At 49.1% G+C, this 20920-nt stretch carries 16 protein-coding genes and 2 pseudogenes; 5 read left to right on the top strand and 13 right to left on the bottom strand.

Annotation, left to right across the window (positions count from 1 at the left end):
• Positions 1–227, top strand: a pseudogene (locus BUB73_RS17390) (hypothetical protein); the annotation flags it as partial.
• A gap of 41 nt (positions 228–268) precedes the next feature.
• On the opposite strand, the gene BUB73_RS12640 reads toward BUB73_RS17390, so the two are convergent.
• The 4 genes from BUB73_RS12640 to BUB73_RS12625 form a co-directional block, all read right to left on the bottom strand.
• Positions 269–622, bottom strand: coding sequence for a hypothetical protein (locus tag BUB73_RS12640; protein WP_073286329.1), 354 nt, complete (start codon positions 620–622; stop codon positions 269–271).
• Positions 622–1668 carry a GGDEF domain-containing protein gene (locus BUB73_RS12635; RefSeq protein WP_175552216.1) on the bottom strand — a complete coding sequence of 349 codons (1047 nt, stop codon included), beginning with the start codon at positions 1666–1668 and terminating at the stop codon, positions 622–624. Before BUB73_RS12635 ends, BUB73_RS12640 begins: the two co-directional genes overlap by 1 nt.
• A gap of 157 nt (positions 1669–1825) precedes the next feature.
• Positions 1826–2227, bottom strand: coding sequence for a hypothetical protein (locus tag BUB73_RS12630; RefSeq protein ID WP_073235924.1), 402 nt, complete (start codon positions 2225–2227; stop codon positions 1826–1828).
• Positions 2228–2340: 113 nt separating this feature from the next.
• A complete protein-coding gene (locus BUB73_RS12625; RefSeq protein ID WP_101478507.1) occupies positions 2341–2763 on the bottom strand; it encodes a hypothetical protein in 423 nt (140 codons plus the stop codon).
• A 151-nt stretch (positions 2764–2914) separates the two neighbouring features.
• Here BUB73_RS12625 and BUB73_RS18035 point away from each other — a divergent pair.
• Positions 2915–3652, top strand: a pseudogene (locus tag BUB73_RS18035) (Gfo/Idh/MocA family protein); the annotation flags it as partial.
• 300 nt (positions 3653–3952) lie between these two features.
• Entirely contained in the window at positions 3953–4870 is a 918-nt protein-coding gene (locus tag BUB73_RS18030) for a TolB family protein (protein ID WP_371522870.1), read from the top strand.
• A gap of 83 nt (positions 4871–4953) precedes the next feature.
• On the opposite strand, the gene BUB73_RS12615 is transcribed toward BUB73_RS18030, so the two are convergent.
• The 9 genes from BUB73_RS12615 to BUB73_RS12575 form a co-directional block, all read right to left on the bottom strand.
• The gene (locus BUB73_RS12615; RefSeq protein WP_139259216.1) at positions 4954–6240 is read right to left on the bottom strand and encodes a hypothetical protein; all 1287 of its coding nucleotides are present in this window, start codon (positions 6238–6240) and stop codon (positions 4954–4956) included.
• 2 nt (positions 6241–6242) lie between these two features.
• A complete protein-coding gene (locus tag BUB73_RS12610; protein ID WP_073286317.1) occupies positions 6243–8147 on the bottom strand; it encodes a hypothetical protein in 1905 nt (634 codons plus the stop codon).
• A 129-nt stretch (positions 8148–8276) separates the two neighbouring features.
• Positions 8277–10094 (bottom strand): S8 family serine peptidase, encoded by a 1818-nt coding sequence (locus BUB73_RS12605; RefSeq protein ID WP_073286314.1) that lies wholly within the window; start codon positions 10092–10094, stop codon positions 8277–8279.
• 484 nt (positions 10095–10578) lie between these two features.
• Positions 10579–11145: a hypothetical protein gene (locus BUB73_RS12600; RefSeq protein ID WP_139259214.1), complete on the bottom strand. Its 567-nt coding sequence runs from the start codon at positions 11143–11145 to the stop codon at positions 10579–10581.
• A gap of 104 nt (positions 11146–11249) precedes the next feature.
• The gene (locus BUB73_RS12595; RefSeq protein WP_073235941.1) at positions 11250–12893 is read right to left on the bottom strand and encodes a glycosyl hydrolase family 8; all 1644 of its coding nucleotides are present in this window, start codon (positions 12891–12893) and stop codon (positions 11250–11252) included.
• Positions 12894–12981: 88 nt separating this feature from the next.
• Positions 12982–13608: a hypothetical protein gene (locus tag BUB73_RS12590; protein ID WP_073235944.1), complete on the bottom strand. Its 627-nt coding sequence runs from the start codon at positions 13606–13608 to the stop codon at positions 12982–12984.
• A gap of 8 nt (positions 13609–13616) precedes the next feature.
• Positions 13617–14711, bottom strand: a complete 1095-nt coding sequence (locus BUB73_RS12585) for a hypothetical protein (RefSeq protein WP_073286306.1) — start codon at positions 14709–14711, stop codon at positions 13617–13619.
• A gap of 151 nt (positions 14712–14862) precedes the next feature.
• Positions 14863–16680 (bottom strand): PEGA domain-containing protein, encoded by a 1818-nt coding sequence (locus BUB73_RS12580; RefSeq protein ID WP_088665507.1) that lies wholly within the window; start codon positions 16678–16680, stop codon positions 14863–14865.
• Positions 16681–16724: 44 nt separating this feature from the next.
• A complete protein-coding gene (locus BUB73_RS12575) occupies positions 16725–18230 on the bottom strand; it encodes a hypothetical protein (RefSeq protein WP_073286300.1) in 1506 nt (501 codons plus the stop codon).
• A gap of 167 nt (positions 18231–18397) precedes the next feature.
• Here BUB73_RS12575 and BUB73_RS12570 point away from each other — a divergent pair, with 167 nt between their 5' ends.
• Both BUB73_RS12570 and BUB73_RS12565 read left to right on the top strand, forming a co-directional pair.
• Positions 18398–20269, top strand: a complete 1872-nt coding sequence (locus tag BUB73_RS12570; protein ID WP_083539769.1) for a collagen-like domain-containing protein — start codon at positions 18398–18400, stop codon at positions 20267–20269.
• 83 nt (positions 20270–20352) lie between these two features.
• Complete coding sequence (locus BUB73_RS12565) at positions 20353–20808, top strand: hypothetical protein (RefSeq protein ID WP_073235959.1); 456 nt, start codon at positions 20353–20355, stop codon at positions 20806–20808.
• Positions 20809–20920 lie beyond the last annotated feature (112 nt).

Here is a 20920-nt window from a genome sequence, read left to right as displayed (position 1 = left end):
ACGCGATTTCTACCCGCAAGTACACCGAAGAGCTGATCAAACAGCAGGAAGAGGAAATCGCAGAGCAAAAGCAGGCCATCGAAGCCAACAGGCAAGAACTAGCTGCGAACAAACAGGAGCTTGCAGCGAATAAGCAAGAGCTAGAAGCAGTGAAAGCCCAAGCCGACAAAAACGCCAAGGAACGAGACGCATACGCCGAGATTCTCAGGCAGCACGGCTTGCTATAATTTCAAATAAAAAAAGGCTGCGCTAAATTTCAGATTTAGCTTTACTTCAGCAGAATCTTCAGGAGAGATTCTGCCGTTTCATTTTCAACGAAACGGACGCCTGTCACGGGCCTATATTTAAAGGCCATGTACTTTGCAAGTTGCAGGGCAGCGAACTTGCGGTCCTGAGAATAGCAGACGGAAAGTTCATACGTTCCATCTTCTGCAGATGACAGGCAATCCATCTTTGAAGCCATTTCACAGATGGTCTCGTCAGGCAGTTCCAGCAGTTCCTTGATCTTATCGCCGTCTTCGGAATTCAATTTCAGCTCGACGCCATCAACATCTGATTTCGTCGTATTGGAGAAAATCGATTCCTTAAGGCCTAGGAAGGTTTTGTTGTTTGAAATTTGCATTAGCGAGACTTCTTGATTTTATACAGCTTTTTATCTGCGCGATTGAACAGGTCGGGAATGGTCTCGCCAGATTCCTTGACCGCATCATAGCCGATGCTTACAGATAAGGGGCACACAAAGTTTGCGGATGCCTCGGCAAGGGCGGCCTTGATTTCCTGCACAAGGCCATCGCACTCCTGCTCGCCATTGTACTTGGCCACCACCACGAATTCGTCACCGCCAAAGCGGGAAATAAAATGCCCCTTCGGACCACAGACTTTCTTGAGGACATTGGAAACAATGAGCAAGGCCTCGTCACCCTTCATGTGGCCAAAGTCATCGTTGATATGCTTGAACTTGTCCATGTCCAGCACGAACAAGTAAGCCTTGCCTTCGACAGGCGGATTCTGGATAAGACGATCCAGATAAATGTTAAACTGGTTCCTGTTATTCAGCTTGGTCAAGGGATCCGCAGAAACCTGCCCACGCTGATCCGACAGATGGTTGGTCAACAAGGTCAGCGCCATGCCCATGGCAGAACTGGGAAGATCCGGAAAGAACACTTCCAACGTCATGCCCACAATGGTAAAGAAGCCGAAGGACGACAGGGAAAGATACATGGAGCGGTCTACATAGAAGCGCTTATTGAATGCCCTGCTCAGGCAGCCAAACATGGGAACAAGCAGGTAAACGCCAAGAATAGCCACGTAAGGCAAGTACAAGGGACCGCGCATATAGCCATCGGCCGCATCCACATAAAAGACCCAGCCATTCCAAATAGAGAGAATGCTAGCCACCGCGAAGAACGCCACCGGCAAGGAAATCAAAATACGAATCCAGGTGCTAAGACTTGGCTTAATGAACACGCGTCTCACCATGTAGACAAGCCACATCCAGGGCAGCAAGGCCGTCACCGCAAAATAAAGTCCATTGAAAGCCCGGGTCAGAAAAATTCCATCAGCACCAAAGAAGCCTGGATAGGTCCCGATATAGAGAAGACAGGAAGTGATGGCCACCAGCACGCTACGTACAAACAGAGCCCGGACGCCGCTATGGCGGATAGGCACATAGGCACTTTGCAGCACCAGCAGCAAAATGAAAATACAGAAAAATAAGACTCTTACAGATTGAGGGGTCATTGACATTAATATAAATACAAACCGAAAGGGGCGGCCAATCTTTTTCAGCCGCCCCACACTCTAGGCCGCTTTAAACCGCAGCGATCTACTTTACAAAGGGCCGCAGGAGGATTTCAGCCTCGTCGCCTTCCGCAAAACGGATGTCGCATGTGGGAACGTAATCGAAACTCACATACCGGCAAAGTTGCATGGCGGCAAACTTGCGATCCTGGGAGTAGCACATCGAAAGACAGAACATCCCGTTGTCGGCGGGAACGGGCCGCCCCACCTTGCCAAGGACTGCCTCCAGGGACTCCCAAGGCGTTTCCAGGAGCATGGCCACCTTCTTGCCGTTGGTAAAATCGTATTCCATATACGAGCCCCTCACGATGGAGTTGGTCAGGGTGTAAATGACGTTTTTCTTTAGGCCGAAGAAAGCCTTCTTGACCTGGATATGAGAATTCTTGAACAGGCCACAAGCCAGTTCCATGTTGTTTATAAATTCCATTTTCTTTCTCTTTTTTGAGTGGATAAAAGGGGGTTCGCTCGCTCGGGAAGGCAAGCGCGAAAACCGCGGTTAGTGACCGCGATGAACGTCTAATTTTTTTTGAGAAAGAAAGATTAACAGAGCATACGTTCTAAGGTGTACACAAAGTAATCCTTAGAAACGTTAGAGGTTCGGGTAGGAGGAATCCCCTGCTGCAAATGGATTGCATCCGACGTAACTGCACCATGCAGCAAATCGCTCCAGGGGCCTGCAATCTTGAGCAGGGCTCGGCTGCCAAGGCCACCCTGAAGTTTGCGGGAGCTTAGCCTCTTGAGAAGTTCGCCCCTGATCGAAGTGCGGGGAAGCAATCCTCGAGTGTCATCCTGTGCGTCAAGGATCGCAGCGGCTCCGTCTTGATGGACCATACCGGTTTGCAGTACTTCCTGTGACGTCCCCACATCTTTATCTGAAACATAGGCACCGACATTAACGCTCAGGAACAACGCAAAAATCGCGTTTACCAAAAGCATCAAGATATTTTGCCTAAGCCAGTTCATAACGAATAAACTACAAAAAAATCGGGCCGGTCAGTTGTAATTTTTTAGAAAAAAGGCGATTTTTTTTGTCTACAGCCCTTTTTACAGAAGTAAACAGTTTTTGCTACCGCCACCCACCCGACCGCCCCCGGGCCGAAGTATATTTCTGTACATGGAAAACATGAAATTTGGGATTCTTGGGTGCGGCTATATCGCCGATTTGATGGCAAAGGCCGTAAAGACTTTAGAAAACAAGGGCATGGGCGTAGAACTTTACGCCGTAGCCGCCAGGGACAAGGAAAAGGCCCAGGCCTTCGCCTCCCAGCACGGGGCCCGCAAATTTTATGGAAACTATGAGGACCTGGCAGCCGACCCGGAAGTGGACCTGATCTACATCGCCACGCCCCACTCCCACCATTATGAACAGGCCAAGCTGTGCATCAACGCCGGCAAGAACCTGCTGATAGAAAAGGCATTCTGTGCCAACGCCAAGCAGGCCACCGAAATCATCGCCCTGGCACGCGACAAGGGCGTTTTCCTTTGCGAAGCCATGTGGACCCGATTCCTGCCAGCCGTGCAGACAGTGCGTCAGTGGATTGCCGCAGGACGCATCGGTGAAGTGCAAAGCGTCGAGGCCGATTTCTCGCAGCCCCTAACTCATGTGGAACGCCTGGTGAACCCCGCCCTTGCAGGCGGCGCATTGCTGGACCTGGGTATTTACAGCCTGACCTTCGCCGACCTGTTCCTGGGCGGACCCATCGCTAATCTGGATGCCCGCTGTATCAAGACAGACACCGGTGTGGATGCCACCGACTGGATCAACATTACCTACAGAAGCGGCAAGAAGGCCTACCTGAAAACATCCATTACGGAACCGTGGCATAACGAAGGAACCATCTACGGAACCCAGGGCCGTATCCGCGTGGCGAACCTGAACAACATGGAAGAGTTGCAGGTTTATGACGCCACCGGCGCCTTGGTAGAAAGCGTGAAACCGGAATCCCTCTGCAATTGCTATGAATATGAAGTCCTCGCATGCAGCCAGATCCTTCGACGCGCTTCGCTTGCTCAGGATGACACAAACGCAGGTTTGCTTGTTCAGGGCATCGAAGCGGGAGAATGCGCGGAAATGCCCCTGAACAAGACCATGGAAATGATGGAGCTGATGGATTCCCTGCGGGAACGATTCGGTGTCAGCTACCCCTTTGAAATTTCGCCGGGCGACACCTGGAACCGCAATGGCGACAAGTCCATACTGCAGGTATTCGACATTGAAACCAGCCGCATCACCTCGCTGAAAAGATTCGACTTTGTCATCGAGGCCCCCAACTGGAGTGCCGACGGAACTTACCTGACTTACAACAGCAACGGACGAATCTACAAGATGGACTTGATCCGCGATAGCGACGGCAACCTCGCCGCCGGCAAAATCGAAGAAGTTCCCAGCCACTACGTAAACAACTGCAACAACGATCATGTGCTGGATCCCGATGGTAGCGGCCTCTATGTCAGCCACCACACCAAGGAAGACGGACTTTCCCGTATCTACAAGATTTTCTTTGACGGACGTATGCCGCAGTTGGTGACTCCCCTGGCCCCCAGCTACCTCCACGGCATCTCCCCCGACGGAAAGCACCTGGCCTACTGTGCCGAACGAAACGGCGAATACGACATTTACACCATTCCTGCCGAAGGCGGAAACGAAACCCAGCTCACAACCGCCCGAGGCCTTAACGACGGTCCCGAATACGATTGCAAGGGCGAATACATCTACTTCAATTCCGTGCGCACTGGCCGCATGCAAGCCTGGCGTATGAAGGTGGATGGCTCGGAACAGGAACAGCTAACTTTCGATGAACATCGGAATACATGGTTCCCCCACATCTCGCCAGATCTGCAGAAGATCGTCATGGTGGCCTACCACGAGACTGATGTTCGCCCCGGCGAACACGTGCCTAACAAGATGGTGGAACTGCGACTGATGAGCGCCAACAAATCCGAGAACGGAACCCTAGACATTCCCAAGACTATCCTGAAACTCTTTGGCGGGCAAGGGACCATCAACGTGAATTCCTGGGCTCCCGACAGCAAGCACTTCGCTTTCGTCGTTTACGAAAAAGGCCGCTAATTTTCTGGCTAGTGGTGACAATTCACCATTCAATTTCAGACTGATGGTTGGCGAAGTTCTGCATTCAGAAACCGCTACGGCAATCAGATAGAGAATGTAAGGGACGCCGTCACGAACATTCCGTTTCCGAAGCGGGCAATGGCACGGCTGTCATCAGAGATAATGGACGGTCCGCCGGAAGTTCCTCCTGCGGAAGGATCTGAAATTTCTCCGCCTTCTACTGAGTTCATGCCATCTGCGGTCTTCTGCACGTCAATGTAGAGGGGCACAATCTGACGAGCGTGTAGCGAAAGAGCCAGACGCCACCATTTAAGATTCAGGCCCAATCCGACAAAAGTTCCAAAACAGCTGGCCTCGCGACCGAACGCCGTTTCTTTGGAGGCTGTAGCAAAAAGTACCGTCGTCTCTTCAACTTGCTTGCCATCGATAGAACCGTCGGCGTAAAAGAAATCCGCCGAAACGACAGGCTCCAGCGTAAGGCTGCGGGTACCTCCTGCGGAACCGAGCCCGAAAGGTTTGCGGTAAGCGGCACCCACCATGACGGCAGAGATTTCCATGTCAGCGGTTTCTCTGAAATTCTTCTGCAAGAAGCTGAACGAAAGCACCTGCAGTACGGAATTGGGCAGGGCGCGGTTAGGGGCCAGAGATTCGTAGAAGCGGCTGCCCGAGTTGGTCAGATGTAATTCCATGCGGGCGGCAGCGGCGGAAACATTTACGGGGCCTATGTCAATCCCGAAATCAATCAGATGGAATGAACCCGAGAATGGCAAATACAGGAACCTTTTGCGATTACCGTCCTGGGAGCGAATTCCCTGCATGAACAAATCTGCGGTGACGTAAGTGTAGTTCAACTCCGCACCGAGCCGATCGAGGCCGAACCCAGCGCCCAGAATCCAGACGCCAAGGGAATCCCTGATGTAGTATTCTTCGTCGCGGTTTACCGGACTGCTGCTGACGTTCCCCAGGGAACCTCTCAGACGATATCCGCCGAATTCGACTTCGGCCCATGCGTCCTTCTGCAACAGGGACGATTCCCAGCCCGCATCAATTACAGGCAGTCCCGTCCCCTCTTCCGGGGTCCAGACCATACGGCCCACCCCAAGGGAAATCCCCTTGAAACTGGCACCCAGCAGCACATGGTCGAACTCGCTCTGGAACCCGGCCATAAAGTTTGCGGTATTCCACCCGACATCCAAATCCCAACCTTCTATCCACTGAAATTCCAGCTGAAGATAGTCAATGCCGCCAAAAAAGGTATGGGATCCAACATGTACCGAATCCCGGTTAGACAAAAAAAGCCCGCTGCAGGCAATTTCTGCACTGCAGGCGAGGCTTACGGCCATTAGGCAAATGGCGAGAATCTTACTCACGATTAATAGTCGTAATCGTAGTCGTAACCGTAGGATTCATCATAGCCGCTCTGATAATAGTCATAGTAGTAATCATCATCGTCGTAATCATCGTCTTCCATGAATGCTCCGACCCAGTCCCACAATTCATCCGTGGTCATCTTGGGGAACACACCGCCAAAAGTTACATCGGGGAAGATGATTACCTGCTTCAGTTCTTCTACGGAGTCGAAATTGTCCAGTTCAATCACAGAAGCAGTCTTGTTTCCCTTGGCATCGGTAAAGTAGAACATATTGGGCCGCGTACTTCCACGAGTCTTCAAGAACTTGACCACGCCGTCTTCCACCTTGCAGAATTCCGGACTGATGGTATATGCGTACTTTTTCAGGATCAGGCTGTCCTTCATCTCGTAGTAAGAGGGCACGTAGTAATCCATCAGGCTGAGGGTTACGTCGCAGCCGTTTGCCACCACATCATAGGCAGCATCAGCATAGGTGTAAGACCCTAAATAGCCATAGACCATAACCATAAGGCCATCGGCAGCTTCATCGTCAAAGTAATATTTCTTGTCCACAATATAAGCGGAACGATTATCGATCGGGCCAGAAGTAGAGGCAACATTGTTTTCAGCCATAAATTCCAATTCAGAGGCACCAAAGGAATTTCCATCCAAGCCTTCTTCCCAGAAGCTGCCAGGAAGATCCTTGTACCAGTCAGCCGGATCCACAATCTTGTAGTAAGGCAGATACTTCTTGAAGTTGGTAATCTTGAAGAACTTGCCCAGGTTCACGACAATGCTGCGTTCGCCCAGTTTGAATTCCATGTCGCCATGGAGAGCATTCTTGAAGAAGTTTAAGGAATCAATAACCATCTGCAAGTCAGACACGCTGACATCGGCATCTTCGTCATTGCCCACCACATAGACATCATTCATCTGGGTGGCAAGACCGTTGGCGGCTTCGTTAATGCCATACTGCAAGCCAAGCTGCACATAGGTAATGGCGCTATCCAGCATATTGGGGATCGCTCCATAAGCTTCGGCCCAGTTATCCTTGATGGTTCCAAAGCTGTTGTCTGCATCCATAAGGCTCAGCAACTTCTTGACACCGGGATTGGTCTTGTAGTTGGAGATGTCCATGGAATCCAGGGTCTCAATCCAACGGAAGGATCCGTTTTCGGTAATGTCCACATTGACACTGGCCACGCCAACCAACAAGGCTCGCATCAAGTAGAGGGCGCCGAGGGCCGGGGCGAATTCACCATTGTCAAGTTCCACGGGGCGGCTGCCACCGTTATACTGAATCGTCACGTTACCATTGCGAACCACGTTGGTCAGGTAGGTAATGGCGGTATCCGTTACAGGCAGCAGGTTTTCGCCGATGGCATCCTGCACGCGCACGATTACGGACTTGCCAGAGGCTTCCTTAGCCAGGGCGCGGGAACCCACCACCACCTGAGCAGTCTGTTCACTAGAAATCTTGTAGAGGCTATAATTGTCGCCAGTCTCGATGGTACCATTGCCCCTCAAGGTATCGATCAAGGCCTTCAAGCCATCGTTATTGACAATGTTGGCGATAGAGGCAAGGGCGTAACCCACCTGGGCTTCACAGTTTGCAGGATTGCCTGCAAGAATGTTGCCGTAGGAACTCTTGACAGAGGCACCCTTCTGCTGGGCCCCCTGCAAATCACCATCGCTCAGAGCCTTGAAATATTCAACCAGGCCTTCCTTGTTTTGTTCCAGTGCATAGACCGAACCCGCATCAATGTCAGAGTTACAGCTAGCAACATCAAAGCTCTGCACGTCGCTAGAGCCAGCGGCAACTGCGTCGGAACTGGAATCGGAATCAGAGCATCCTGTAAAAACACCAGCCAAACCAAACATGGCAAGGCCGCATGCAGCAATCGCTGCAGACTTCACAAACTTCATGGGAAATCCTCCTATTTAACGACTACCCAAAAGATATCGAACAGGAATATAGCACATTTGTAAGCAAAAAAAATCGTTCAACCCGAAAGTCGAACGATTTTTCTTTTTTAGCTAAGGAGTAAAGCCAAATTACCAGGATTCATGGAGGTTATAACCGAGAAGCACGCGGCCACCGTTGTTGCGGTAACGCTTAATGACGATCTGGATGTCATCGGAAGACTGAGCCACGAAGTCAACCATTTCATAGCCATTCATGCTAGATTCGCTTTTATATTCCACACGATTACCCATTTCATCCTTGGTAATGACCTTGAGGTCAATATCCTGATGAACAGTGTTCCTGCTGATCATGTTATCACCGCGCATGAGCCAGGCGATAGCAATACGATAACGTCGGCCCTTAGTGATACCAGATTCGGTAAATTCGATAGTGTTGGAGTTGCTGAAGTGGCTGGAGTTCTTACCCATCCAGTAACGGGAACGGTTGTTGGTAATCATTTCATCGAACTGGGGGAGACCCATGCCAATGTCACCGGCATCGTTGGAAACACGACAATCCTTTTCGTAGGCATACTTAATTATATTAGCGTCGGAAGCGTCAGTGGCAGTAGTCAGCAACAGAGCCTTAACCACTTCCGGATGCCACCTATAGAAGGAATTCAAGGAAATCAAGTCAGAAACCAGGCCTGCGGTATAAGCAGCAGCAACTTCAGATCCATAAGCAGTCGGAACATACGGATCACCAACGCTAAGATTAGTATTGCCCGAATAAATATCATAGGTCTTGTCTTGATCTATGTACAAATATCCGTAACCAGAAATTTCAGGCTTGATAAAATTGGTACCCGAAGCAGAGAACGTCGGATTGGAAATCGATGGGTAAAACACCTTTTTTTGCATAGGTTTGATTGCACCAACCGTAATCGCATTCAAGGCGGCAGCATTATTATTTGCCATTTCCATCGGAGCAACGCCTACCACACGGTTGTAGTAGATGTAGTCATCCAGAATAGCGGACTCTTCACCATAGATATTAAGATTTCCAGTGTTATTCTTATAAGCAGATGCATTCATAAGACCAACAGCAAGATTCTTGTTTTCTGGATTTTCGGGAAGAACTGCAAATCTCTTCTGATCTTCGTAGCAACCTTCATCATAAACGTAGACAAGTGCTTCGGGAGCGACATGAGAAACCGTTCCGGCACGACGAGTGGTCCTAATCCTAGTTTCAGCATCGTGAGAAGAGGATTTAGAGCAAGTATAACCATTCATCTTATTCTGAAGACCGCTATAAGTATTGCCCTTGTCAAAAGCAAAAACATTTGCATTATAACCATAGGCGGCATTATTGTGAGCGTATAGTCCGACACCGGTATTTGCGTGAGCATGTTCAATATTAAGGTAATAACCATAATGGTAACCATAATACTCGCTGCCGTACGGAGCAGTATTAGAGGCACGAACACTATAGGTCGGAGCAGGAGGATACAGGGTAAAGGAGCTAGGAATAGCAACCTTGGGAGCCACGTAATTACGATAGTAAGAACGGTAACGCTGTTCGATGGAATTTACGTCAGATTCGTAAGACTTCTTGCTCACGGCATTACCCTTATCGTACAGGTAATACTGTTCGCTATAACCCGGACGAGCAAGCATACCCTTAGAAACAAATGCGCCATAGACGGTTTCGATATTGTCGCTACCATCGTTGAACGGATTGTCCTTGTACACATCCTTCATGGAAGAGTATACTTTGCTTGTAGAAGTTGCTGCCAGGGGTTCGGCAGTCTTCTGAACGGTAGCGTTCTTGAGAAGGACGGGCTGCTTCTGATCTGCGCCAATGGCACGACCGAGAACATCTCGCTTAAGGGTGACTGTATTTTCTGCAGAAGCGTAGGCACTAGCGGCAACTACACCTACAGCCAGAACGGCAGTAAGTTTTTTCATCGTTTTCCTCTTTGTAACCCTACGCATTGTGAAAATGCGAACAAAATTTAGATAGAGATTCTTTTATTCAAAGGCCTACAAGAATAAAATATTGTCTCAGGAAAAATCGCATGATAAAAATCACGTAAAAACGCACATCACTCACGTTTTTTCAATTTTCGAACAAAAAAATAAAATGCAAGACCAAGAAACTCAAGGACGTAATAAGCAACACTGAATAGTCACTAGTCAAGTTCAGACGAAAAGGAAGAATTTCAAAGAAAAACTACTTATAACGCAACAGAACCAAAACACCTTCGTACCCAAAACAGGCCATACCAAAATAGTAGATGAACAGCACAGGCATTTTAAAGTTAAACAGCATCTCGGCGCCTTTTCTCTGTTACATTTTCATAACAGTTATCGGATCTTGATGCTGACTTGTCAAATACTTTTATGCAAAAGTTCTATTCAGATAACGAACGACAGACTTTAGAAGTCTCAATTACACGTCAAATACAGCAGCGGTCTCTGCCGCCTCGTTTTCGGCGCAGGCGAGCCAATAATCGAACTGTCCAGCCACAAATTTCTGTAGAGGTTCTTCAGCAGATCTGGCAGCGTGTTCATATAACTTGTGGAACGTAAAATCCTGCTTTTTCGGAGTCTTGGACTTCAATTCCACACCCTTGGTAAAACTGAGCAACTTCTTGGTAGAAAGTTTGACCTGCACATAGGCATGCAATTTTTGAGAAAGCAAATTGCAGGTCCTGTACAAATCATCATCGGTATATTGTTCATCTCTGGGGAAGAACTTTACAGAAAATGCAGTAAGCAGGTGACTATAGTCCCTCTTTTCTAAAACAAGTCTGCCGCTCACATTTCCGCAGTCAAACAAAAAAGAAACGTACCTGTCAAAGCGTTCTTTTTTTACAAAAGGTTTGAGGAACGGAGCATCATCTTCAGTCAATGGCAGCGGGCGCAAAATGCCCCTGTCGTTCATAGGAACAATATTCTTCTCAATGTAATAAGGGTCCTCAACAGCCAGGATCCCGGTCTTTACCATATCACTCATAAGACACAAACCAGATAATCCAAATATAGAATGAAAAAAGCCTCCCCGTAAAAGGGAGGCCATGCAAATGTCGTACCGATGCGCGGGCGTCGGCGGATCTACACTTACTTGATTACCTTGAAGGTCTTGTTACCGACCATCACCAGGAAAGCACCCTTGTTGCTCATGGGGATTTCATGGGAAGCGGAGCTGACCTTGGACTTCATCATGACTCGGCCGTTCATGTCGGTCACGGAGAAGTTGGTGCCTGCGGCAACGTTTTCGATAACGATGGCGCTATTGGTAGACCATACGCGGGCGGCGTTCATAGCCTTGACAGAAGTAATCGCAATGGCAGCGTCGACGACAGGAGCGCTCTGCTTGCCGGTAATGGTGACTTCGTAAAGCTTGCAGCCTTCAAATGCGTTGATGGTGGTTTCCTTGTCATAGGTAACGCCATTGTATTCGGTACCTTCAACAGTCTTCTTTTCCACGGTGGGCTTGGGCTTCCAAATCTTGAAAGTGCCAGACAGGTGGAGCATGGAGAGGTAGTGAACCAGACCATCGTAGTAGCGGTACTGACCGGTCATCAAGCTTGCGTTCCAAGCCTTTTCCAGGTTGGTCTTGATAGCCTTTTCGTAGGACGGATTGTTGGCCAATGCCATGGCGGCAACAGCGTTGGCACCGGTTTCGCCCAGGGTGTAGGATTCAGAGGGATTGGAACCATCCCAGTTGAAACGGGCGTGCTGGTAACCGTCCTTTTCGAAGAAGTCGATAATGCGCTTTGCCATTTCTTCTTCGCGCTTTGCGTCGGAACCGAACAGGTAGTAGTCCATACCGAAGTTCATAGCGCAACGCATGGCGTCGTACATATACCTGGTAGCGTCGTTATTGAAGCTAACGGCGTGGGGAGTACCATCGAAGTTGTTGTAGTCGGAGAACAAGCCGGAGGAGGTGTTGGAGGACTTGTAAAGGTGATCGCGGGTTGCCTTAGTAGCGGCAGTCCACTTGTCGGTATGAGTCTTGGACCAGCGTGCGAAAAGGTCTACGTAGGCCGGCAGGTCGTAAGACGGGTCGGACCAGGTATTGTTACCGTTAGTGGGCTGGAAGGTAATGATGTAGGAAGAGGTGTTGAACAGCTGATGGTTATAGTTGCTCCACATCTTGTCCAAGATGTACTGGGCGTCGTCCATGTACTGGCTATCGCCCCAGCGGTTTGCAGCGAAGAGCAAGGACATCATGAAGTACATTTCGCCATCGGGTGCGCAGTTGTCGTCGCCGCCCTGGCCGTTGTCGCCACGCTTCCATGCAAAGTAGCCGTCCCAGTCGCCAGACTTGTGCCACATGTGATTCTTGGCCCAGTTCCAGAGCTTGTCGAATTCTTCCTTGTGGTTGGTCTGAACGGCGATCATCATACCGTAGGACATGCCTTCGGAACGGACGTCGTTATTGTTGATATCCTTGATGTAGGCTTCGTTGCCGTTATCGTAGTAGACCTTGGAGTTGTTGTCGCCCTTGAAGTAATGGTTCCAAAGCTGATCCATCTTTTCCTGGATTTCAGCATCGGTCTTGCCCAAGAAAGTCTTGAAGGGGCTGGTGTAGTCGCCGGTGTAGTATGCGCCAGAATAGTTGGTCTGGTCGCAGTCGGGACCGAAGTAGCCACCGTTTTCATCGAAGAAAGACGGAGCAGTGTAAATCGTTTCTGCTGCAAAGGCTGCAGAGGCACCCAGCAACAGGCCAAGAGAGAGAGAGGTCAATTTCTTTTTCATGCCCTTAATGATAACCCCAAAAAAAGGACGTGTTTAGGGTTTTAGCGAAAAAAGGATTGTAAAGTTTTACAACACCCCTAGACGAAAATCACCCCTCGAACAGGCGGCAGGCGCGACTCTCATCCGGCTTTTCGAATACAAAGGTTAGATGTACCGACCCGCAACTATTCCCAAAATCCTCAAGGTCGTTCATCCACATGGTCCTATAACCGGGGATCCTGATCTCGACCCAGGTGGAGTTGCACTCTTCTCCCGAGACTTCGGGAATCTTGATGACCTTGCCCCACTTTTTCTTTTCGATGTAATTCACGATGCTGACGTAATCCCTAGAAGATACTGCCGCAGACAGGTAGATTCCGTATACAAGGTGAAAAGTTCCCGACCAGGAGATCCCCCAGGGGACTTCTTCCACCACCTTGTGCAATACCTTGGTCATGGACTTTCCGTCAAAGCGGATGTAAAGCGAGCCTATGCGACCAAGGCCTCCAAGCCCCGAAACGATACTGCTCGAAGGCACCTCGGACACACCGTCGGTTTCCCAGTCCACGAAGGTGCCGGGCTCCGCCAAAAAGCGTTCGTCGTGTACGGTGCAGCGGCAACTTTTAGGGAGGGCGATTTCCTTGAGCAAGTCGGAGAATTCCACCCCGCGTACGGTTTCAGCCCCCTCCGCCCAGACCCATACGGCACAGAGCATCACAACACAGAACAACCTCATAATCACCCCTAAATCAATCCTTCTGCAAACTCATGGTAATCCACCTGATAATCCCCAGAGAAATCTGTATACAGGAAGGGATCGGCGCACACCTTCGTAAAGGCGTAATTCAGCAGTGCATTCTCTAGAAGTGTTGCATTCGGTACAGAGGGAGCCAGATCCTCTTCAAGAAATTTCAACATCAGGGAAACCCGTTTGCGCAATGTTTCTAGACCTTCGTGCAAGTAATCCCGATCATTTAAATCAGGATTATTTTCTAAGGAAATTTCAACATAGCCATGGGTTGTGGCAAAGCGCATTTCGGATCCATAGCATTCTCCCGAATCAAAAGCTTTCTGGCACTGTGCTAGCGCTCCATCAAGGGACTTGACATACCTGCACATATCGCCCAATGTCTGGTCACTCTTTACCCGCTGTTTTACCTCATAGTAATTTTTGTTCTGTAGCCAACCCACAGTCTGGCGTCTTTTCAGGCCTTCAAAAACATCCCTTTGATCCGTGGTGGATTTGCCGTACTTAAAGTACTGTGCATAATTGTAGAGTACCTCCATGGAACCAAAACACCTTCTACCATACATCAGAAAGAACTTGCGACGAAGTATCGCTTCATCGGTAGACTTAGTGATGATGTAATAACCGGATTTGGTACAAATACATTCAATCCCATCCGGATTTACAATCACCTCGTACAGCACCCGCGAAGACGATCCCGCCTCGAATAATTCATTGGAACTAATCTTAAGGCCGCGATCAAGTTCATCGGAGTTCAATCTGGAAACAGCCTGATTTAGCGAAACCGAGGAATCAAAAGTCACGGTCACCACGCGGCCGCTAAACACCCACTTTACGCTGGAAGAATCCACTTTCAGCGAAACCTTGATGTTCCCTGCCACAGTCTTGGGAATCGGCAAGGTACAACCCTCGCCAAAAATCGATTGCACCATCTGGGCCACAATTTCTTCGCGAGCCAGCGATTCAGGCAGTTCCACCATGAGTTTGTTGTCCACAACCAGCAAGGATTCCCCTTCTAGAAGACGACGGAAACGGAAGCCCTCAGGCGTCTTGGCCCGATTCATCCAGTAACGCACATTTCGAGTGGGCATGTTGAAACTGATCCGTCTCCTTTTAATTTCCCCCTTAAAGTCAGACGAATTCAACCTGATATAATCATTAATGTGAAAAAGATCCCGCATACACCATTATATCGTGTACACGGGACCATTTTGTCAAATTCAGCCAAGGATGGATTGCGGCCTAAAAGGCCTTTCTACCCACGGTAGGAGCGTAACGGTAGCCAAAAAATATGCTGTTGTCGGAAGTAAGGTTCTGGGCAGTGTCTTCAAGCACACCTCCACTAACACCCACATAGAATTCATGGTTCCTTGCAAACCTGAAACCCAATTCAAACATGCCCACCGCAGGGACTGACTCTAGATCCAACATGCCTCCATATTCCATACTTACATTAAAGCTTAAGCCGGCCCTCGCAAAGAATTTAAAACCTGCCCAACCCACGCCCAGCACACAGAAGGCATCAATGTTTATCAGTTGCACATCATCACTATAGCTAACATAGTCGCTATAATAATAGTAGTCGCCATAATAGGAGCTGTTGCTATTGTAGATATCGTATTGAATATTCTGCGTTTCAAAAGACATGCCTAATCCGAGGCCAAAAACAAAGCGGCGGCTGGTGGCCAGGTCATATTCAAAACCTAAGCCAAATTTAAAATCCGTGTCAGAACGCTCCTCTCCGTTGCTTGTATAAAGCAATCCACCAAAAGAAACGTTAAAGAACAACTTGGTTTCACGACCGATTGTATCCTTGGGCATACCCGATCCATCAAAGGTCGAAGCCTTTACCGGTGCGTCCAGGTGAGAAGCCTGGTAGTCTTCTTTTCCGTAAACAGACGAGTATTTTGAGGGTTTGTACACATAGCGGTTCTTCTGGCCCGGTTTAAGGTCAGTAACCATGGTCTCCTTGCGTACGCCCATCTGGATCTTGGCGCAAACGGGAACCTGCCCCGTATAAGGAGTTACACCCACTTGAACCCCATTCACGTACACAGGCTCCGGATCATCCCAATTTCCATTTTCAGCAGACTCGATAGTAATACCAGCCATGGCCACATCTAGAGCCTTGCTAAACTTCAGCTTACTTCCGTTAGACACGTTCACCGTAGATTCACGCGTTTCGTAACAGCGATGAGAAACTGCAATCTTGTAATTGCCGGGAGCCAATCTAAACTTGGAGCCGCTCTGAGTCTTGCCATTTACAGTCACCCGTAAATGGCCTGCAGCCTCGTAATTATCCGTAAACACAGGAGCCACCGTAATCGTGCCGAAGTTAGCCTCCATAGAAGCCCACAATTTCTGATTATCCTGCCTTACATCGACGACCGTATCCAGATCCTTATAATTTTCACTAACAAAAAGGAATCGATGACGTCCGGGAGTCAAATACACGTTACAGGGAGTATTCTTACAGGACCCCTGAGGCTTTCCATCTACACTGAGCAAGGCACCAACCGGATCCGTTTGCACATCCACCACATAGCTACGAAAATCGTCGGCTTTGGAAGCCGGCACACCTGCGGGTCCGCCCTTCACCAGTTCAAAAAGTTCTGGGGCCTTTTCTTCGATATCTTCGATGAGGCCCTCCGCATCGGGCTTACGGGCGGTAAAGCTCCCCACCAGTTTATTGGATGCGGTTTCGTAGAGTTCCACAGTCAAGGTCAACTGCTGACCGAACATTCCGATACGCCCCTGGGCAATAAAGTCAGCGGCAATATTTCGGCCAGTTTCAGCCAGGCACGAACCTTCACATTCCTCAATCGTCTTACCCGGAGGCAGCATGGCGTTGATGTTCTCGCGAGTCATGATGGTGTAATCCATATAGGCAGGCAAGGTACGACTGGCAATTTCGCGGAGCTTATCGGTCAGGTACATTCTTTCGGACAGGCCAAGAGCACCCGTACTAGACATTGTCTCCAGAACAGCCACATAGGTTGCAAAGGAATTTACCACCAGGCAAAGCAAAAAGAGAACAGTAAACTTTATACGAGCACTCATAATAATACGCAATAACGATGATTGCAAAAAAAGATAAAAACTTTTTATTCAATCAGACCGTTAGCGTATATTACAACCTCTTCGACGTCGGAATCCGTATACAACAAGGGATCTAGCGATACCACATCTGTGATTTTTTTCGCAAGTTCCTTGCGGGAGCGAACAAGATCCCAATTATCCAAAAGAGATTGCAAAATATGGATCCAGGAATCCACTGTTTCAAAGAACGTCTCATAATCCCCAGGAGAACTCAAAACACCGGGGCTATGCCATCCCCGATAATCAATTTTCAAGTGGCAATTTTTAGGCGCACCGGCCTGCATGATCTTAAGCAAGGGCGAAAGCAGATTCCACTCATTTATTGTCCCAAAATCACAGAAACATCTCAGCATATTTTCAAGACACCATACGTCACCAAAGTACTGCTTGTACTTGAAATCCCTATATTCCTCTAGGGTCGGAACGGTCATCAGGAAACAGTCACTCACACAAAGTTCAAGAGGATGTTCAAACAGGTCGCGAAAAAACTGAAAAAAATCCGCCCTCGAAAAGTCCATATATACCCCGCCTTTATATCGACTTAAATCATTGGAAAGTTCGGTTCCGCCTACCAGGTAACCACGACTTTCAACAGAGCAGACGAATTCAACAAAGGTAATATTACCGTCGGAATCGTAATCCCACTCAAAATAATTGACAAAGTCACCCCAAAAGTCATTTTCATCTGCAGGCTTTCCTTCATATGGATCACAGGAATAGAAACAGACATCAGACACTTGTACCGTATCTAAATCATGTTCAACTTTTATGCGGGAATCTCCAGTATCTGCATAGTAGTGTTCCACAAAATGACGGGCCATTTTTAGCAGGCCCCGCGGAGTGGTGTCGTTACAAGTCGCTACAAACTTGAGTCTAAACCGACTGGTCGACTTGGTTTCCTGACCACACAGGAAACTATAGGTCCTAGGGTACAAGATTTTTGCCATAGGGCAATTAGGCAGGTACGCAGCCGTCTCCATCAAGCGATGGAAAATACCATAGGCAGAAAAGGTTTCTGAATCACCCAAAGTATAACCGTCAATTCGCCCCGCCTTATGTTCCGCCCAATAATCAGAAGACTGGATTCTCGGAGATAAAAAGGAATCGTTAAATTCTAGAAACGAGATGCGTTCATATTCCGGAAAATCTCGTACAAACCGCTGACCTCGTTCATGGGGGGCAACGACCTTGAGAAGGTCCCCATAGCTTGCAGTTCGCTTGCGCTTCCACTTTTCCGAAAAGCGATACTCCATAAAGCCATTCCAATCGCCCTTGATTTCTTGTTGAATATTGTACAGGTGCGCCATACCTAGACGAAAATCAACCAGTTGACTTACGAGGCGTTCAATGTTTCGCTTCGTATGATGTCCTACAACCTCGCTGTAGAAACCGACGCTCATTATGTCTTCTCCAGGTAGACAGCCTTGTACGATACCCACGCCCCTCAAAAGTCTCCAGACGCCATAGAGATTCTTTGACCCGAACTTAAACCGGCGAAAGTTTTCAGACATACACGCACCTCAAAAGCATTATCGTTTTGAGTGTGAGCGGTGTCAAGTAAACCTTTCATTTTTTACAGCTACTGTTCCACTTGAGAATAGGGCTTTGGGACTTTTCCATTATAAAGGGCTTTATGTCAGCATATATTACATAGCATACTTTTGACAAGGAGCCTTTCATGATTTTCCCAATTTTAACATCACGAAAAGTGCTGATGGCAGCATTGCCTTCGGCCATGCTCCTTGCAGCCTGTTCTAACGAAGACTTGATCAACGCAGAACAGGCAGTTAACGCCAACGGCGAGATTACGGCAAACGTTACGGCATCGGGCACAGTCTCCGGCTCGACCGCAACCAATGTCCAGAGCGTTCCCACCTGTTCCATGGTTAGTGTGTCTAGCGGCATCCATGTCATTTGCAATGGAACCCTAGTCGGAGTGTTGACTAACAGCCAGGTGAATACGTCTGGAACAAATACCGGCAATCAGGAGTTGGCGGGCTGCGACCTGATGGAGCTCGAGAGCAACCTCGGCTACACAGTGACTTGCGGCAACAAGTCCGGAGTAATCCTGAACGGGAAGGATGGTAAAGATGGGGCAGACGGCAAAGCCGGTAAGGACGGCACCTCCTGCCAGACCACTCCTATTCCCGATGGCTCCGGCATCTACGTCATTTGCGACACCTCCGTGGTGGCGGTCTACAATGGTCGCGACGGCCTTGATGGCGCAAATGGCGTAGATGGTAAGGATGGCGTCGACGGTAAAGACGGCCGTGACGGTGTTGACGGCAAGGATGGCGTTGACGGTAAAGACGGTCTGAACGGCCGCGACGGCGTAGATGGCAAGGATGGCGTTGACGGTAAAGACGGCGCCGATGGTAAAGATGGTGTAAATGGGAAGGACGGCACAAACGGTGCCGACGGCAAAGACGGTAAGGATGGCAGGGATGGCCAAGATGGAGTCAACGGAACGGATGGCGTTGGGTGTCGCATCCTGAATTCCTCGGACTCCACCCTTACCGTTGTTTGCGGTACCGATACCAGCACGATCAAAGCCACCATCTATAACAACTACACCAACGGAACCCAGACCAGCATCACCTACGAACCGGTCATCGTATATGTTTCCTCCAGTTCCAAGGCTCCCACCAGTAGCGCTGCCCAAGTGACGGTGAACCCCCAGCCCGCCTACAGCTACAGCGTGGAACCGGGAGTCGTAAGCGGATACTGCGGAGCATACTATCCTGGATGCGTTGGTTGTATGACAACTATATACCATGGAGATTCCGTCAAGTTCCAGTTCGACGCCAACGAAACTTCCTCTATCGTAGACATTCTCAATTCCGTTTACGAATGGAAGTTCCCCGGTGCCACCATGGCCTCTTATGATGCTACCGGCAACGACGGTATTGTAACCGCCAACGTGTTCTACGACACCATCGGAACGTTCTACTCCAAGCTTTCCATCAACGGAAATGGTTACGAAAGATGCGGCGGTTATGTAGAGGTAAAGGCATCCCAGATCAGAAACTGTGCCTGTACCGAAGATACCGAAAACACCACCGATACCCATCGCGCCTGGAAACTGAGCGGTTGCCAGTCCTACGCCCCCATTACCAGCTATACCTGGGATGGTGTGGAATCCACCTCTGCCGACGGCATGAGTGCCCTGGCCCCCTACGAATACGAAGGTCAGACGAGGGTGACCCTGAAGAACTCCGACAATACGGTAAAGGAAGTGGCTTGCGGCTATATTCTGGACAACATGACCGGATATACCTTCACCCGCCCCGGCACTTACTACCTGACCTACATGTGCAACAAGGTTGGTCGTTCCTTTGTAACATTCAGGGCCCAGAACGAAGAAAGCGAAGGCATGTGGGTCACGAGCAAGACATCCGCAGAAGTGAACTACAGCACGATTTCCAACACCCTTTACGGAAACGTAAACTACAGCAGATTCTTCAACGCAAGTTCCAACGAGAACGCATCCGGCTCCGCAATCGCCTTCATCTTGAAATCCGGTTCTTTCAGAGTCCACTGCGATTACTAATACAAAACAAGTCTACTCCTCCAAATCAAAGTCCGCTCGCTGCATTTCAAATCCGGCGAGCGGATTTTTTCTATCCTTGTGATATGAGCATCAACGACGCCACAGCCCTCATCAAGAAACTTTCGCCCCTTATGGACGAATCTTCCGAAGTATTTCGGGAGCTGGCCTTCTTTTTCGGAGGCAGCGCCAAGGTGATGGTAAATCAGGCGGACCTGACAAAATTCCTGGGCCGCAAAAGGCTATACCGCGTGATCCGTCTGAAGGGCGAATCCTACAAGGATTGCGTTTACCAGCTGGTAGATGACTACCCCGAATCCATGGAAGCACTGGGCATGCTCAGGTACTACAAGGCCCCCGCAGGCAAAATCCAATGGCAAGAAATCGAGAACGCCGAAATTGCCATGGGCAAGGAACTGACCATGAATGCCTACGGTTGGGCCCCCGATGCATGGACTGCCTTTGAATCCGGCGCCACCAAAAACGACAGCGAAGAAAGCCCCCTCCACGAGATGGTGGCCATTCTGGCCTTCGATTTTTAACGGATTTTTTCTCCCCCCCCCCGCCTTTTAAAGGTGTTTTATAGTGTTCTAAAACACTCTTATCATTTATTTTACCGTTAGACGTTCAAAATGTGCGTTCACATAGTTATTA

This window comes from Fibrobacter sp. UWH6, assembly GCF_900142465.1.
GTDB lineage: Bacteria > Fibrobacterota > Fibrobacteria > Fibrobacterales > Fibrobacteraceae > Fibrobacter.
Note: the sequence above shows the minus strand (reverse complement) of the source record. Positions and strands in the feature narration are given on the sequence as shown.

Bases quoted from the DNA above. Each gene is read 5' to 3' on its own strand.
- BUB73_RS12625 (WP_101478507.1), bottom strand. From the start codon at position 2,763: ATGAACTGGCTTAGGCAAAATATCTTGATGCTTTTGGTAAACGCGATT.
- BUB73_RS12580 (WP_088665507.1), bottom strand. From the start codon at position 16,680: ATGAGTGCTCGTATAAAGTTTACTGTTCTCTTTTTGCTTTGCCTGGTG.
- BUB73_RS12640 (WP_073286329.1), bottom strand. From the start codon at position 622: ATGCAAATTTCAAACAACAAAACCTTCCTAGGCCTTAAGGAATCGATT.
- BUB73_RS12610 (WP_073286317.1), bottom strand. From the start codon at position 8,147: ATGAAGTTTGTGAAGTCTGCAGCGATTGCTGCATGCGGCCTTGCCATG.
- BUB73_RS12590 (WP_073235944.1), bottom strand. From the start codon at position 13,608: ATGAGGTTGTTCTGTGTTGTGATGCTCTGTGCCGTATGGGTCTGGGCG.
- BUB73_RS12565 (WP_073235959.1), top strand. From the start codon at position 20,353: ATGAGCATCAACGACGCCACAGCCCTCATCAAGAAACTTTCGCCCCTT.
- BUB73_RS12600 (WP_139259214.1), bottom strand. From the start codon at position 11,145: ATGAGTGATATGGTAAAGACCGGGATCCTGGCTGTTGAGGACCCTTAT.
- BUB73_RS12630 (WP_073235924.1), bottom strand. From the start codon at position 2,227: ATGGAATTTATAAACAACATGGAACTGGCTTGTGGCCTGTTCAAGAAT.
- BUB73_RS12585 (WP_073286306.1), bottom strand. From the start codon at position 14,711: ATGCCCACTCGAAATGTGCGTTACTGGATGAATCGGGCCAAGACGCCT.
- BUB73_RS12605 (WP_073286314.1), bottom strand. From the start codon at position 10,094: ATGAAAAAACTTACTGCCGTTCTGGCTGTAGGTGTAGTTGCCGCTAGT.
- BUB73_RS12575 (WP_073286300.1), bottom strand. From the start codon at position 18,230: ATGTCTGAAAACTTTCGCCGGTTTAAGTTCGGGTCAAAGAATCTCTAT.
- BUB73_RS12595 (WP_073235941.1), bottom strand. From the start codon at position 12,893: ATGAAAAAGAAATTGACCTCTCTCTCTCTTGGCCTGTTGCTGGGTGCC.
- BUB73_RS12570 (WP_083539769.1), top strand. From the start codon at position 18,398: ATGATTTTCCCAATTTTAACATCACGAAAAGTGCTGATGGCAGCATTG.